12 protein-coding genes are annotated in these 12,998 nt (G+C 63.8%); 6 read left to right on the top strand and 6 right to left on the bottom strand.

From position 1 onward, the window contains the following. The first annotated feature begins 8 nt into the window (after positions 1-8). Both IE123_RS07025 and IE123_RS07020 read left to right on the top strand, forming a co-directional pair. Positions 9-1,706, top strand: a complete 1,698-nt coding sequence (locus tag IE123_RS07025) for an ABC transporter permease (protein WP_229819648.1) — start codon at positions 9-11, stop codon at positions 1,704-1,706. Next, complete coding sequence (locus tag IE123_RS07020) at positions 1,694-2,770, top strand: ABC transporter ATP-binding protein (RefSeq protein WP_189516512.1); 1,077 nt, start codon at positions 1,694-1,696, stop codon at positions 2,768-2,770. Before IE123_RS07025 ends, IE123_RS07020 begins: the two co-directional genes overlap by 13 nt. A gap of 10 nt (positions 2,771-2,780) precedes the next feature. Here the strand turns inward: IE123_RS07020 and IE123_RS07015 are convergent, their stop codons facing one another. Beyond that, positions 2,781-3,089, bottom strand: a complete 309-nt coding sequence (locus IE123_RS07015; protein ID WP_229819647.1) for an ArsR/SmtB family transcription factor — start codon at positions 3,087-3,089, stop codon at positions 2,781-2,783. 78 nt (positions 3,090-3,167) lie between these two features. Further along, positions 3,168-4,301: an NADH:flavin oxidoreductase gene (locus IE123_RS07010; RefSeq protein ID WP_189516510.1), complete on the bottom strand. Its 1,134-nt coding sequence runs from the start codon at positions 4,299-4,301 to the stop codon at positions 3,168-3,170. Between the two features lie 252 nt (positions 4,302-4,553). Between IE123_RS07010 and IE123_RS07005 the strand changes: the two genes are divergently transcribed. The 3 genes from IE123_RS07005 to IE123_RS06995 all read left to right on the top strand — a co-directional run bounded on the left by IE123_RS07005 (position 4,554) and on the right by IE123_RS06995 (position 6,572). Beyond that, on the top strand, positions 4,554-5,387 hold the full coding sequence (locus IE123_RS07005) for an inositol monophosphatase family protein (protein WP_189516508.1): 834 nt from the start codon (positions 4,554-4,556) through the stop codon (positions 5,385-5,387). A gap of 229 nt (positions 5,388-5,616) precedes the next feature. Beyond that, on the top strand, positions 5,617-6,078 hold the full coding sequence (locus tag IE123_RS07000) for a MarR family winged helix-turn-helix transcriptional regulator (protein ID WP_189516506.1): 462 nt from the start codon (positions 5,617-5,619) through the stop codon (positions 6,076-6,078). Positions 6,079-6,143: 65 nt separating this feature from the next. Then, a complete protein-coding gene (locus IE123_RS06995; RefSeq protein WP_189516504.1) occupies positions 6,144-6,572 on the top strand; it encodes an organic hydroperoxide resistance protein in 429 nt (142 codons plus the stop codon). Between the two features lie 128 nt (positions 6,573-6,700). Here IE123_RS06995 and norR read toward each other — a convergent pair whose 3' ends face one another. After that, entirely contained in the window at positions 6,701-8,269 is a 1,569-nt protein-coding gene (gene norR, locus IE123_RS06990) for a nitric oxide reductase transcriptional regulator NorR (RefSeq protein WP_189516502.1), read from the bottom strand. A 229-nt stretch (positions 8,270-8,498) separates the two neighbouring features. On the opposite strand from norR, the gene hmpA reads away from it, so the two are divergent. After that, positions 8,499-9,677: an NO-inducible flavohemoprotein gene (hmpA, locus tag IE123_RS06985; protein WP_189516500.1), complete on the top strand. Its 1,179-nt coding sequence runs from the start codon at positions 8,499-8,501 to the stop codon at positions 9,675-9,677. Between the two features lie 107 nt (positions 9,678-9,784). On the opposite strand, the gene IE123_RS06980 is transcribed toward hmpA, so the two are convergent. From IE123_RS06980 to IE123_RS06970, 3 genes are all read right to left on the bottom strand, one after another. Beyond that, the gene (locus IE123_RS06980) at positions 9,785-10,351 is read right to left on the bottom strand and encodes a peptidylprolyl isomerase (protein ID WP_189516498.1); all 567 of its coding nucleotides are present in this window, start codon (positions 10,349-10,351) and stop codon (positions 9,785-9,787) included. A gap of 100 nt (positions 10,352-10,451) precedes the next feature. Further along, positions 10,452-11,120, bottom strand: coding sequence for a two-component system response regulator NarL (narL, locus tag IE123_RS06975; protein WP_189516496.1), 669 nt, complete (start codon positions 11,118-11,120; stop codon positions 10,452-10,454). After that, positions 11,117-12,835 (bottom strand): histidine kinase, encoded by a 1,719-nt coding sequence (locus IE123_RS06970; RefSeq protein WP_189516494.1) that lies wholly within the window; start codon positions 12,833-12,835, stop codon positions 11,117-11,119. The genes narL and IE123_RS06970 overlap by 4 nt, the downstream gene beginning before the upstream one ends. Between the last annotated feature and the right edge of the window lie 163 nt (positions 12,836-12,998).

The raw sequence follows: 12,998 nt of genomic DNA, 5'->3' as shown, positions 1-12,998 counted from the left end.
CAACGGTGATGATGCGAGGTCTGCCACGGCTCGGGCCGGCGCTATTGTTTGTGCCGGCGCTGTTGATCTGTCTGCTGCCGGTGGGGCAGCTCCTCATCGAGGCGCTGCTGGCCACGCTTGCCGCGCCTGCCGAGTGGCGCGACTCGCCGCTGTTTGAAGTATTGACCAGCACCACGACCTGGCGGGCCACCGGCCACAGTCTTTACACCACCGCACTGGGTACCCTGATCAGCGTGGTGCTGGGGATGCTCTTTGCCTTTGCGCTGGCGCTGACCGACCTGCGCGGGCGGCGGGCGCTGGTGATCTGTTTCATGCTGCCGATGATGATTCCGCCCCAGGTGACGGCACTGGCCTGGCTACAGCTGTTCGGCCCGGCCAGTACGCTGTTGATTACGCTGGGCATCGCGCCGGCGCTGGGCGCACCGCAGCCGCTCTATTCCGCGGAGGGCATTGCGCTACTGCTGGGCATTCAGCACGCGCCGATGGTGTTTCTGGCTCTTCGGGCCAGCCTTGCCGAGCTGCCGGCAGAGCTGGTGGAGGCCGCGCGTCTGAGCGGGGCCGCGCCGCGCACGGTCTGGCGCACGGTGATCCTGCCGCTGTGCGCGCCGGGGCTGATTGCCGGCACGGCGATCGCGGCCATCGCCGCACTTGGCAACTTCGGCATTCCGGCGATGCTGGGCATCCCGGTGGGCTACTACACCCTGCCCACGCTGATCTATCAGCAGCTGGCCGGTTTTGGCACCGGCGTACTGGACCGCGTCGCCTCGCTGGCGCTATTAATGACGGCGCTGGTGGGGGTGGGCATCTGGCTGCAGCACCATCTGCTGGCCCGGCGTGACTATCGATTGGGCGGGCAGGGCGCCCGGGCGCTCACCCTTGCCACCGGACACTGGCGGTGGCCGCTCACGCTGATGCTGTGGGCCATTCTGGCGCTGATTCTGGTGGCACCGCTAATGGCGCTGATCAGCACCTCGCTGGTGCCGGCGTTTGGCATGGGGCTGGACTGGCAGCACCTGAGCCTGGCCGCCTATCAGGAGATGTTCACCCGCCAGGCGGTCACCGCACGCGCCTTCACCAACAGCCTGTGGCTGGCCGGCAGTGCTGCCGTGGTGCTGGTGGCGTTGACCCTGCCGCTGGCGTGGCAGCTGGCGCGCCGACGCTCCAGGGTGCTGGGCGTGTGCGCGGCACTCTTTGATGTGCCCTTTGCCCTGCCGGGCGTGGTGCTGGCGATCGCCTGCATCATGGTGTTCAGCCGGCCGCTGCCGATCATCGAATACTCGCTCTACGGCACGCTGGGCATCATCTTCATTGCCTATCTGTCACGCTTTCTGGTCGTCGCGCTCAAGCCGCTGCACAGCGCCTTCGTCCAGCTGGACCCGGGCCTTGAAGAGGCCGCCCGGCTGGCCGGTGCCGGCCCGATGCGAAGGCTATGGGATATTTTATTGCCGCTGGTGGCGCCGGCTGCCATGGCCGGGGGCCTGCTGGTCTTTTTGAGCGCGGTCAACGAGCTGACCGTGTCGGCGCTTCTGTGGTCAGCCGGCAACGAGACGCTGGGCGTGCTGATCTTCAATCTGGATGACGGCGGCGACAGCGTGCTGGCCTCGGCCGTGGCGGTGGTCACCGTGGCCATGGTGGTGGCGCTCATGGGCGCGCTGGAGCTGATGGCGCGTCGCCTGCCGAAAGGGGTTTTGCCATGGCAACAATGAATGCAGGTCGGCTATCGATGACGGCACTCGCCAAACATTTCGGCCAGCATGTGGCGCTCGAAGGGCTGTCGATGACCATCGAGCCGGGCGAATTCGTGGCGCTGCTGGGCCCCAGCGGCTGTGGCAAGAGCACCACGCTGCGGCTGCTGGCCGGTTTCGAGACGCCGGATCACGGCGAGATTTATCTGGGCGATCAACGGCTCTCCAGTGCGCAAATGCAGGTGCCGCCCGAGCAGCGACGCATGGGCATGGTGTTTCAGTCCTATGCACTCTGGCCGCATCTGAGCGTGGCGGGCAACGTGGATTATCCGCTGCGGGTCCAGAAGGTGGCCAGCAGCGAGCGACGCCGGCGGGTGGAGGCGGTGCTGGCGCGGGTGGACATGACCGCCATGGCCGGGCGCTATCCACGGGAACTCAGCGGCGGGCAGCGTCAGCGGGTGGCACTGGCGCGCTGTCTGGTCAGCCAGCCGGCGGTGATATTACTCGATGAGCCGCTGGCCAATCTGGACCGCCATCTGCGCGCCAGCATGGAGGACTACTTTCGCGACTTTCACCGCGAGACCGGCACCACCATGGTGTATGTCACCCATGATCAGGATGAGGCGATGGCACTGGCCGATCGGGTCGCGGTGATGCAGGCGGGCCGGCTCAAACAGTTCGCCACTCCCGAGACGCTCTATCACCAGCCTGTCGATGTCGACGTCGCCCGCTTTATCGGTCAGGGCAGTATCGTGCATCTGACCCGCGCCGCGGCCGGCGAGTGGCTGACCGGCAGTGAGGCCCAGCGCCTGAGTGATCAGGGCAGGGCGAGAGGCTTTGTGCGGCCCCAGCATGTGGTGACGGGCGTTGAGGGCGGGCTGCCGGCACAGGTGGAGCGCTGCATCTTTCGCGGCGAGCGCCATGTGCTTTCCCTGCGCCTGGCCGATGGTCAGTCACTGACCGCCTATAGCGCTGCCGCACAGCCATCCGGCAGCCGCACAGGCGTAGCCATTGAACGGCTCTGGGGACTGGAAGCAGGGGAAAGGGAAGTGAAGGGTGCAGACGCCCGGGCGTCTGCAGGCTGATGCCAAAGGATCAACGGCGGGAAAGCCGCTCGCCAAGGGCATTCAGGAAGGCCTCGGCGACCTCATGCTCGTAGCGGTAATAGGTCCACTGACCTACCCGCTGCGATGATACAAGGCCAGCACGCGACAGCGTCGACAGATACAGCGAAATGGTCGGCTGGGAGAGCCCGGTCTTCTCGCGAATATGGCTGACACAAATCCCCCCGGGTGGGGCCGTATCCTTCTGAGGCGGGAAATGCTGCTCCGGCTCCTTGAGCCAGGACAGGATGTCCAGTCGCACCGGGTTGGCCAGTGCGCTTAAAACCGTATTGATATCCATGATCAGGGCCAGGCGTTGGAGGCCGGATCAGTATACGCGCTCACGGCCGGGCTGCCGAGACAGCCCGACCAATACGCGTCAGCGCACCAGTTCATCCAGCGCACTGGTATCGAAATCCTGCAGCTCATCGAGTCGGCCGTCACGCACCTTGTTGGCCCACTGCGGATCGGACAGCAGGGCCCGGCCAATGGCAATCAGATCGAAATCGTTGCGCGCACGCCAGGCGGCCAGCTCCTCGACGTTGACCCGGCTCTTGGAGGTCGGGTCTTCCGTGCGGGTGAAGTGCCCGGTGCGGAAGGTCTTGTCCAGCCCCACGCTACCCACGGCAATTACCGGACAGCCGGTCAGCTCACGCGTCCAGGTCGCCAGCGTCTTGCTGCTGCCCTCAAAGCCCGGCTCCCACACGCGGCGCGTGCTGGCATGGAAGATGTCCACGCCGTCGGCGGCCAGCGGGCTGAGCAGCTCGCCCAGTGCCTCGGGAGTCTCGGCAATGATCGCTTCATAGTCGGAGAGCTTCCACTGCGAGAAGCGGAAAACGATCGGGAAGTCCGGACCGACAGCCTCGCGCACGGCACGCACGATCAGGCGCGGGAAGCGCAGACGGTTTTCCAGGCTGCCGCCGTAGGCGTCCTCGCGCTGGTTGCTTTCCGGCCACAGGAACTGATCGATCAGGTAGCCGTGGGCGCCGTGCAGCTCGATGCCGTCAAAGCCGATCGCTTTCGCATCGCGGGCCGCGCGGGCAAAGGAGGCCACCACGTCCTGGATGTCCTGCTCGGTCATCGCCTTCACGACTTCCACACCGTCTTCAACGATGGCCATCGGCCCAAAGCCCGGCACATCGGTCTGCGGCTCGACACCCGGGCGACGCTCGCGGCCCACGTGCCACAGCTGCGGCATGATTTTCCCGCCGGCGGCGTGAACGCCCTCGACCACCTTCTGCCAGCCCGCCAGTGCGGCTTCGCCGTGGAAGGCCGGCACCTGTGGGTAGCCGTTGGCACCGGGATGATCGATATAGGTGCCTTCGGTGATGATCAGGCCGACACCGCCTTCGGCGCGGCTCTTGTAATAAGCCGCGACGTCATCACCCGGGACGCCGTTTGGCGACTGGTTGCGCGTCATGGGGGCCATGACAATACGGTTGGGAAGGGTGACCGGACCCAGGGAAAGGGGCTCGAACAGCGGGGCGGCCAGCGCCTGTGCAGACGTCGTCATGTCGTTTACCTATTGATATAGAAATATATCAATATATTTAAACAGAGCAGCAGCGCCGTGGCAATCCCCCTCTTGCCGAGGCAGGGCGACACACCGTCACAGGTCATGTTTCCCGCATTTCATGCGCCATCGGGACTGGTGATCCCCCCGGATGGACGCCATGCTATAGGCAGACGGTGTCGTCGCGGTGCCCGTGTGCGGTATCGCGATGGTTTGACACCTTTTCGTCACCCTTCACCAAGGAGCCCTGTCATGACCCTGGATCAGGCTGCAGCCCAGACGCTTATCGACATTGTTCGCCACGCTGCCAGAACCGAGATTCTGCCGCGTTTTCGTATGCTCGATCCTGATGCCATCGATACCAAGAGCGGCCCGGATGACCTGGTGACCATTGCCGATAAAAGCGCCGAGAAGGTCATTACCCAGGGCGTCGCCAAAGCCTTTCCCGAGGCGACCATCGTGGGTGAAGAAGCGGTGGCCGAAGACGCCTCGCTTTTAAAGACCATCGGCAATGCCGAGATGGCGGTCATCATCGACCCGATCGACGGCACCTGGAACTTCGCGCGCAATCTCAACCAGTTCGGCGTGATTGTGGCCGTGGTCAGCCGCGGCGAGACCGTGCTTGGCCTGTTGTACGATCCGCTGGCCGATGACTGGGTCATGGCGCGCAAGGGGGAGGGGGCCTGGTATGGCCGCCCTGACGGCACGGCGCGGCGTCTGCAGGTGTCGAACACCAAAAAGGTCTCGAACATGGTGGGCTCGACCTCGATTCGCCTGTTCCCGCGCGAAACCCAGTACGACATGGCCGGGCTCTTCCCCGATTTCGCCCGCATGATGTCCTTTGGCTGCGCGTGCCATGAGTACCGCACCATGGCCTTCGGCTTTGTGGATTTCATGCTTACCGCCAAGCTGATGCCCTGGGATCACGCCGCCGGCGTCATGATCCTGCAGGAAGCCGGCGGTTACGCCGCGCTGCTCGATGGCACCCCCTACAGTCCCACCATTCATCAGGGCTGCATGATCGCGGCCAACTCGAAGGACAGCTGGGAAAACCTGCGTGAAAAGTTCGACTTCCTGATCGACTGATCCTTCCAACCTGTCCGGCGTGTGTCCTCCGGGTGGCGCGCCGGTGTCTTTTGGCTTTCCTGATACGCCATGGCTTACCCAGGTTATTGTCAGCCATGGCTTTTTAGCATCACGATAGGCGCCGACACGGTTTTTCCCCTGATCATGATGATCTTCCCAAGGCCAGCGCTATGACCCTCATAGGTTTAAATCGCTGGTTATTAAATAGCGCACTATGTAAATTACAGTGATGACAGACGACAACGATAATCTCGACCATGACGAGAGCATGCTGGCCCTGGAGTCTCAGCTCTGCTTTGCGCTCTACGCCACGCAGCTTTCAATGAGCAAGCTTTACCGGCGTCTGCTCAAGCGGCTGGAGCTCACCTATCCCCAGTATCTGGTCATGCTGGTGCTGTGGGAAGAGGATCACCTGACCGTTTCCGGCATCGGCGAGCGGCTGTCGCTGGACTCCGCCACGCTCACGCCGCTGCTCAAGCGACTTGAAGGGGCCGAACTGGTCCGGCGAGCACGCACCCGTGAAGATGAACGCCAGGTCGAGGTGTCGTTGACCGACAAGGGAAGCGCGCTGCGTGAGCAGGCCCGGGCCGTACCTGTCGAGGTTCAGCAGGCCACGGGCTGTTCAAGACCGGAGATACAGGCGCTGCGCGATCAGCTCAATGCCCTGAAAAGACATCTGGATAATATTTGACCTTTTTTTACCCATTTACATAGCGCGCTACCCAATAGCCCGCAATCATGTTCAGAGGAAATGACATGCCACTCGAAAAGGTACTTTACCGCGCCAACGCCCAGGCCACTGGCGGTCGCGACGGCCGCGCCGTCTCTTCCGACGAGAAGCTCGATGTCGTGTTGAGCACGCCAAAGGAGCTGGGCGGCACCGGCGGTGATGGCACCAACCCCGAGCAGCTTTTTGCCGCCGGTTACTCGGCCTGCTTCATGGGCGCGCTCAAGCATGTGGCGGCCCAGCAGAAGGCAAGACTGCCCGACAACGCCTGGGTCGGTGCCGACGTGGGCATTGGCCCGATTGCCACCGGCTTTGGTATCGAAGTGGCGCTGAATATCCGCCTTCCCGACATGGACGAAGGCCTGGCCAATGAACTGGTTGAAAGGGCTCATGTAGTGTGCCCCTACTCCAATGCCACCCGCGGCAACATCGACGTGACGCTGAGCGTCGAAGTCTGAACGCGGTTACAGCGCTCAGAATGAAGGGCCCGCCTGCGAAACAGGCGGGCTTTTTTTATGGTGCAGGTCGTGTTTTACGCTTGAATGTTTCACGTGAAACAACATCTTTCTGCTTGTTCGAGACGAGACTATTTGAGCCCCAGCCGACGCCCGAGTCGATGCAGATTGGCACTGTCCATGCCCAGGGCGCGTGCCGCCCGTGCCCAGTTGCCCTCATGCGCGGCCAGAGCGCGTTCAATGTGACAGCGCTGGAAGGCGTCAGTGGCATCGCGCAACGGCAGGTCGTTATCCACAGGGGGTGGTGCGTGAGCGGGTGTGGATAAACCGGCACTGTCAGGCACAGACCGTTCGGACGCCGCGGCCACGCCGCCAGGCAGATCAAGATGGGTGGCATTGATGCGCAGTATTTCGGCGCGCCGTGCAGCCGGGTGGGCATCGCCAAGGGCGCGCAGGGCCGCACGGCTCAGGGTATGTTCGAGTTCGCGCACGTTGCCGGGCCAGTGCCAGTCCAGCAGCGCCTGCTCGGCGCTGATATCCAGGCGCAGGTTGGCAAGACCGAGCCGCACCCGGTTGTCTTCCAGAAAATGGCCGGCCAGCAGCAGAATGTCTTCACGGCGCTCGCGCAGCGGCGGAATGCGCAGGGGAAAGACGCTCAGGCGGTGATACAAATCCTCGCGAAAGCGCCCGGCGGCCACTTCCTCGGCCAGATCCCGATTGGTCACGGCAATCAGACGCACATCCACCTTGATCGCCTGATCGCTGCCCAGCGGCTGGATCTCGCCTTCCTGCAGCACGCGCAAAAGCCGCGGCTGCTGGGAAAGCGGCAGCTCGCCGATCTCGTCAAGCATCAGGGTGCCGCCGTCGGCCATCGCGAAATGGCCGCGATGATCACGACTGGCGCCGGAAAAGGCGCCGCGGCGATGGCCAAACAGCGCGCTTTCGATCAGCGATTCAGGCAGGGTGGCGCAGTTGACCTTGACCAGCGGCCCGTTGCGCCGGCGCGAGCACTCATGCATATAGCGGGTCAGGTGCTCCTTGCCCACGCCGGTCTCGCCGTGCAACAGCACGCTCAGGTCGGTAGGGGCCACCAGCGCCATGCTTTCATACAGCCGGGCCATGGCCGGGCTGTGCCAGCCGGGCGAGCGCAGCGGCGCACTTTCTTGCGGCGAGAGCGCCTGATTGAGGCGCGAACGGGTATCCTCAAGCTGCCCGGTCAGGCGCAGGCAGGTGGCCAGTAGCTCCGCGGCGGCCATCAGCTCCTCATCATCGATGCCTGCCATCTGCTCGGGGATCAGGGCATCCAGGGTCAGCATGCCCAGCAGCCGGTCACCGTCGCGCAGGGCCACGCCCATGCAGTCATGAACGTGGGTGAGATCGGCATCAAGCAGACCATCGAAGGGGTCCGGCAGGGTGCAGTCGCGTGGAAAGCGACATACCCGCGGATGCGCCGCAATCGCGGCAAGCCTTGGGTGAGCCTGCAGGGAGAAATGGCGCCCGCAGACCTCCTCATCCATCCCCAGTACTGCCACTGGCTGCAGGCCTTCATCGACGCTGACCATCAGCGTACTGGCATCGGCCGGGTAATTGCCCACCAGCGCCGCCAGCAGCGTCGACCACTGCGCATGCAGGGCATCGGGACGCTTGCCATCGCTCAGCGCGGCCAACAGCGCCCGCAATGCTCTTGAAAAAGTAGTCATATCGACACACCACCTGCCGGATTGTCATTTTGACCTTCAAAAACGGTGTCATTATGACCATGGCCGCAACAGGGATGCCAGCACCGCCTTGCCATGTCACTGGAACGTGCCGCCTCATACGGGCCCTGACATCGTACGAACGTGGCAGACTGTCGCAGCATGGACCACCTGGCACGGCTTTTGCGATATTAAAAGCGTCTCATATTGTTACCGTCGCCAGGAGCGCGTCATGCTTAACCAGAAGCAGCTTGAAGTCATCAACGCCACTGCACCGGTCGTGGCCGAACATGCTGAAACCATCGCCAGCACCTTTTACCCGCTGATGTTCGAGCGCTACCCGCACGTGCGCTCGATGTTCAACATGCGCCACCAGCAGACCGGCGAGCAGCCCCGGGCACTTGCCCGTTCAGTGGTGGCCTACGCGCTTAATCGTCAGGACCCCGAGGCACTCGAGAAACTCATGCATCCGATCGTCAACAAGCATGTGGCGATCAATCTGCAGCCCGATCAGTATCCCATCGTCGCCGAGTGCCTGATGGCCGCGATCGGCGAAGTGCTGGGCGATGCCGTTACCCCCGAAGTGGCCGATGCCTGGAGTGGCCTGTACTGGGAGTTTGCCGATCGACTGATCGATGCCGAGGAGCGTACCTATCAGCAGCTGGAACAGGCACCGGGCGGCTGGCGCGGAGAGCGCACCTTCTATCTGGCCGACCGCGTGGTCGAAAGCGAGGAGATCGTGTCGTTCTACTTCAAGCCGGTCGATGACAAGCCGGTACGCACCTTCCAGGCAGGGCAGTATCTGGGCGTGTCGCTTGATATCGACGGCGAACAGGCGCTGCGCCAGTACAGCCTGACATCCCTCCCGGGGGATGACTTCTACCGTATTTCGGTCAAGCGAGAGGGGCAGGGCCGGGCCAGTCGCCACCTGCACGATCACATCAGGGTCGGCGATCATGTGCAGCTGCTGGCGCCGGTAGGCGAGATGGTGCTCGATGACCGCGACGCGCCGGTCATGCTGATCAGCGGCGGCGTCGGCCAGACCCCGATGCTGTCGCTCATGGCCCAGGCCCTCGATGCCGGCCGCCAGGTGATCTACCTGCACGCAGCGCGCAATTCCAGCGTCCACGCCTTTCATGAACACCTCAAGGCCATGACCGAACAGTACGGCAGCCGGCTCACCTACCGCTACGTCTACAGCCATCCGGACACGCCCGAGGACAAGCGCCACAAGGGCATCCTTGATCACGCCCTGCTGGCGGATTACCTGCCGCGCGAGGTAACGCCAAGCTGCTATTTTACCGGCCCCACCGGCTTCATGCGTGATATCGACAGCGAACTGGCCGCGCTCGGCGTTGATACACCGTATCGCCATTTCGAGTACTTTGGCCCCTCCGGTCAGCTGCACTGAGCATCGTATAGCGCTGACCACCGGGTAGCGCGCTCGTCATCAAACGGCCCCGACCACCTGCAAGGGTGATCGGGGCCGTCGTCGTTGCAGACTGCTCTCGAGAAAGGTCAGTCCAGCCGTCTGGCACCCTCGATGGTGATCGGCGTCTCTGGCACGTCGGCGTGCGGCCCCTTGCGGGTCGTGGGCACCCGGGCCATGGCATCGACCACGTCCATACCCGAGACCACATGGCCAAAGACGGTATAGCCGGGCTCGTAGAGGTTGCGGTAATCGAGTGATGCGTTATCTACCAGATTGATGAAGAACTGGCTGGTGGCCGAATCCGGCTGGGCGGTGCGCGCCATGGCGATGGTGCCGCGCTGATTTTTGAGTCCGCTCTCTTCCAGCGCGATGGGGGCATGGGGCTTTTTGGTCGCCATGTCGGCGGTCATGCCGCCGCCCTGGACCATGAAGCCGTCGATGACGCGGTGAAAGACGGTGTCCTGATAGAAGCCTTCCTCGACGTAGCGCAGGAAGTTTTCCACCGTGTTGGGCGCTGCCCGGGCGTCGAGTTCCAGCTCGATATTGCCCTGGCTGGTCGTGATCTCGACATGCGGGTGATCGGCATCGGCCAGTGCCGGGAGAGAGAACAGCGGCAGCGCCAGCAGGCACCCGCGCAGTAACGGTTTCAGCATGAAAAGCGCTCCAGTCACACGAGATAGGGTCCGCCAGCCTAGCCGGGAGAGCCATGGCTGACCAGCCCCCGCACTCACTTCCAGCACTTGTATTCAGCGTTTACTTCCAGCCTTCCTGGGCCGCCCACACGGCGGCTTCGGTACGGGTGCGCATGCCCATTTTCTTGAGTAGATGGCGCACGTGGACCTTGACCGTCCCTTCGCTGATCTCAAGGCGTCGGCCGATTTCCTTGTTGGAATGGCTGCGGGCAATCAGGCGCAGAATATCGCGCTCGCGCCGGGTGAGGCGGGCGATCATGGCCTCGGGGCCGGGCGCCGGTTCACGCAATGCCCGGGTCAGAAGCCCCATGAGCCGCGGGTCAAAGGCGTCGCCCTCGCCATCGAGCGCCTCGATGGCCGCCAGCAGTTCCTCGGGGGCCGTATCCTTGAGCAGATAGCCGCTGGCACCGGCCCGAATGGCGGACAAGACGTCATCCTGGGATTCCGACACGGTGAGCATCACGATCGGCGCTGTCACGCCCGCCTCACGCAGCCGGGTCAGCGTCTCGATGCCGTCCATGCCCGCCATCTTCATGTCCAGCAGGATCAGATCCGGCATGTGGCGCTTACAGAATTCGATCGCCTGCTGACCGCTGTCAGCCTCGCCTGAAAGCGTCAGCGACGCGCTCATGGCCAGAAGCTGCTGCACCCCGCGTCGAAAGAGCGGGTGATCATCCACCACCAGGACGCCGCGTGGCTGCGCATGGTGGCTCGTGTCGTGAGGGCTCATGCCGTGGTGTCTCCTGAAGTTGACCCATTGATGAAGTTCAGCGCCACCCGCGTGCCGCCCGCGTCACGTCGGGCCATTACCAGCGTCGTGCCCAGACTGCGCGCGCGCTCGGCCATGATGATGGTGCCGTAATGATGGCTGCGGCTCACCTGTGCGGGCAGGCCCACGCCGTCGTCCTCGATCACAAGATCAATGCTACCGGCCTGATCGGTCAGGGTCACCGTGACCTTTTGTGCCCGGGCGTGCTGGACCACGTTGGCCAGCGCCTCACGCAGGATCTGCACCAGGTGCAGCTCCTGGTCGGGGGCAAGGACGTCATCGGCAATGGCAAGCGTTGTGTCGATCTCAAGCTCACCCCGCGCGGCAAACTCTTCGATGCTCGCCCGCACGGCGGCATTGATGCCGTGCTCGGTCAGGCGCAGACGAAAGGTGACCAGCAGCTCGCGCAGCTGGCGATAGGCCTGAGCAATGCCCTCGCGCAGCTCGCCGAGAATGGCCGGGGCCTCGCTGTCGCTCGCCTCGGGCAGGGCGCGGGCCAGTCGCAGGGCCTGAATGTTGAGATAGCTCAGCGACTGCGCCAGAGAGTCGTGCAGCTCGCGGGCGATCACGGCGCGCTCATCCATCAGGGCCAGCCGACGCTTGTGCCGCCCCTGGGCGCGCAGCGCCAGCGCCGCGTCCAGGTGATCGGCCAGCGTCTCGCAGATCTGACACTTCCAGCCCGGCAGCGGCGCACCGCCGGGCAGTCGGGCCACCAGTACCAGGGGCACATCAGCGTCGCCCTGCAGCGGGAAGCGGTACGTACCGGCATCATCATCATCGGCATTTTGCGAAGCGACCAGCGCCAGTTCGGCCGGGGCCATCAGCGCCTCGAAGGGTTGCAGTGCCTGCTGCGGGTCGATGGCCTCAGGTGCCGTCGTGGCCAGATAGCGCGCGTTGTCATACAAAAGCGTCAGCGCCAGATGACTCTGCTGCAGCCGATGAGCGCGGTCTTCGACCTGGTCATTGAGATGGCGATAGAACATCTCGAGCTGGCCGGCCATGTCATCGATGGTGGCCGCCAGAAGGCCTATCTCGTCGTTGCGCCAGTAGCCGGTGCGGGCCTGAAGATCGCCGGCACGCAGGGTTTCGACCACGCCCAGCAGCTGCCCGAGCGGGCGGCGCACATGAAAGTGAAGCCGCCAGGCCCCGAAGCCGATCAGCGGCAGGGTCAGCAGCAACAGCGCCACCTGCAGGGCACGCAGGCGGGCAATGCGTGTCTCGGCCAGCGCCTGCAGCTCACCGGTCAGCCCGTCCAGACCGCTGACATGGGCGGCAATACGGGCAGGGTCGATGCGCGCGGCCTGCTCGGGCGTGCGCATGTCCGGGTGCAGGGTGGTGACCCATTCAAGGCGCAGCATGCCAAGCTGCAGCGCCATGTCGTCGTCATATTCACGGCTCACCGCCTCATCAAGGTGCTGCCAGGTGTCATCGATGGTGTTTAACAGCGCGCGCCACCCGGCGTGGTCCATGGTGGGTGCCTGCGCCATCAGCCGCCAGGTCTGCATGCGCAGCGAACCGGCCTGATTGATCACCCGGGCGTCATGACGCGCCGTATCCGCCAGCCAGCCGCTGGCCACCATCCCGCCCAGGGCCAGCAGCGACACCCCTGCCAGCACCAGCGCCAGCGTCAGGCTCAGGGCGTAATGGGAAGGCACAAACCGCTTGAATACCCCCATGGCGTTCTCCTGCGCAGCATGGCTACCCCCAAGGAGGTAGTCGGAACAATAAAAGGCTTTCCTTTCAGCGACCTGCAGCGGCAAATGCCACTATCGCCAATGAGTTAACACGCTGATTTAACGCCATTTTTACCAGGGGTATTTTGACGACGGTCAAAAGCGC

The organism is Kushneria pakistanensis, from assembly GCF_014652795.1.
Classification (GTDB): domain Bacteria; phylum Pseudomonadota; class Gammaproteobacteria; order Pseudomonadales; family Halomonadaceae; genus Kushneria; species Kushneria pakistanensis.
The sequence above is the reverse complement of the archived record's forward strand: the minus strand, read 5'-3'. Positions and strand labels throughout refer to the sequence as shown.

Excerpts from the sequence above, each read along its gene's own strand:
- IE123_RS07025 (WP_229819648.1), top strand. The coding sequence starts at position 9 with ATGATGCGAGGTCTGCCACGGCTCGGGCCGGCGCTATTGTTTGTGCCG.
- IE123_RS07020 (WP_189516512.1), top strand. The coding sequence starts at position 1,694 with ATGGCAACAATGAATGCAGGTCGGCTATCGATGACGGCACTCGCCAAA.
- IE123_RS07015 (WP_229819647.1), bottom strand. The coding sequence starts at position 3,089 with ATGGATATCAATACGGTTTTAAGCGCACTGGCCAACCCGGTGCGACTG.
- IE123_RS07010 (WP_189516510.1), bottom strand. The coding sequence starts at position 4,301 with ATGACGACGTCTGCACAGGCGCTGGCCGCCCCGCTGTTCGAGCCCCTT.
- IE123_RS07005 (WP_189516508.1), top strand. The coding sequence starts at position 4,554 with ATGACCCTGGATCAGGCTGCAGCCCAGACGCTTATCGACATTGTTCGC.
- IE123_RS07000 (WP_189516506.1), top strand. The coding sequence starts at position 5,617 with ATGACAGACGACAACGATAATCTCGACCATGACGAGAGCATGCTGGCC.
- IE123_RS06995 (WP_189516504.1), top strand. The coding sequence starts at position 6,144 with ATGCCACTCGAAAAGGTACTTTACCGCGCCAACGCCCAGGCCACTGGC.
- norR (WP_189516502.1), bottom strand. The coding sequence starts at position 8,269 with ATGACTACTTTTTCAAGAGCATTGCGGGCGCTGTTGGCCGCGCTGAGC.
- hmpA (WP_189516500.1), top strand. The coding sequence starts at position 8,499 with ATGCTTAACCAGAAGCAGCTTGAAGTCATCAACGCCACTGCACCGGTC.
- IE123_RS06980 (WP_189516498.1), bottom strand. The coding sequence starts at position 10,351 with ATGCTGAAACCGTTACTGCGCGGGTGCCTGCTGGCGCTGCCGCTGTTC.
- narL (WP_189516496.1), bottom strand. The coding sequence starts at position 11,120 with ATGAGCCCTCACGACACGAGCCACCATGCGCAGCCACGCGGCGTCCTG.
- IE123_RS06970 (WP_189516494.1), bottom strand. The coding sequence starts at position 12,835 with ATGGGGGTATTCAAGCGGTTTGTGCCTTCCCATTACGCCCTGAGCCTG.